The sequence below is a fragment of the Rhodococcus sp. 05-340-2 genome (genome assembly GCF_002258915.1).
Lineage (GTDB): Bacteria > Actinomycetota > Actinomycetes > Mycobacteriales > Mycobacteriaceae > Rhodococcoides.
The window spans coordinates 1-931 of record NZ_NOYU01000019.1 but is presented as its reverse complement, the minus strand read 5'-3'; the positions used below and the strand labels follow the sequence as shown (position 1 = coordinate 931).

Sequence of the window (931 nt, the reverse complement as noted above, 5' to 3'; positions counted from 1 at the left end):
TCGCGCTTCGATCACATCGACGGCGGAGCCGTCTTCGCCTACGAGGTCTCCGACCCCACCGCCTACGGCGTCATCGAATTCGACGACAACCGCAAAGCGATCTCGTTGGAAGAAAAGCCCGCCGCCCCGAAATCGAACTACGCCGTCCCCGGCCTGTACTTCTACGACAACGACGTCATCGCCATCGCCCGCGACCTGCAGCCCTCCGCGCGCGGGGAGTACGAGATCACCGACGTCAACCGCCACTACTTGGAGGCCGGCCGCCTGCAGGTCGAGGTTCTCCCTCGCGGTACTGCCTGGCTCGACACCGGCACCTTCGACTCCCTCCTCGACGCCTCGAACTACGTGCGCACCATCGAACAACGCCAAGGCCTGAAAATCGGGTCTCCCGAAGAAGTGGCTTGGCGACGAGGATTCATCTCCGACGACGAACTGCGCGTGCGCGCCGAGACGCTCGTCAAGTCCGGGTACGGCCGCTACCTGTTGGATCTGATCGACCGAGGGAACCGATGACCTTTCGTGAACTGACCATTGCCGGTGCCTACGAGTACACCCCACGCCAGTTCGGTGACGACCGCGGAGTGTTCTTCGAGTGGTTCAAAGCGTCGGCGTTCGAGGAGACGACCGGGCGGTCGTTGGAGCTGCTGCAGGCGAACTGCTCGGTCTCCGCAGCCGGGGTCCTGCGCGGGATTCACTTCACCACCAACCCGCCCGGGCAGGCGAAGTACGTCACCTGCGCCCGCGGAGCGTTCCTCGATGTCATCGTCGACCTGCGGGTCGGATCGCCGACGTTCGGGCACTGGGACAGCGTGCTGATCGACGACATCGACCGCAGAGCAGTCTTCCTGTCCGAAGGACTCGGCCACGCCATCTTGTCCCTGGAGGACAACTCGACCGTCATGTACCTGTGCAGCCTCGAGTACACCCCGGC

2 protein-coding genes are annotated in these 931 nt (G+C 64.1%); both read left to right on the top strand.

Annotated features, from left to right (window positions below; genetic code table 11):
• A partial coding sequence (locus CH271_RS10560) for a sugar nucleotidyltransferase (protein WP_256986353.1) occupies positions 1-513 on the top strand: 513 nt, incomplete at its 5' end.
• Positions 510-931, top strand: a 422-nt coding sequence (locus CH271_RS10555) for a dTDP-4-dehydrorhamnose 3,5-epimerase family protein (RefSeq protein WP_094633542.1), incomplete at its 3' end; no start/stop codon positions are given. The genes CH271_RS10560 and CH271_RS10555, both read left to right, overlap by 4 nt.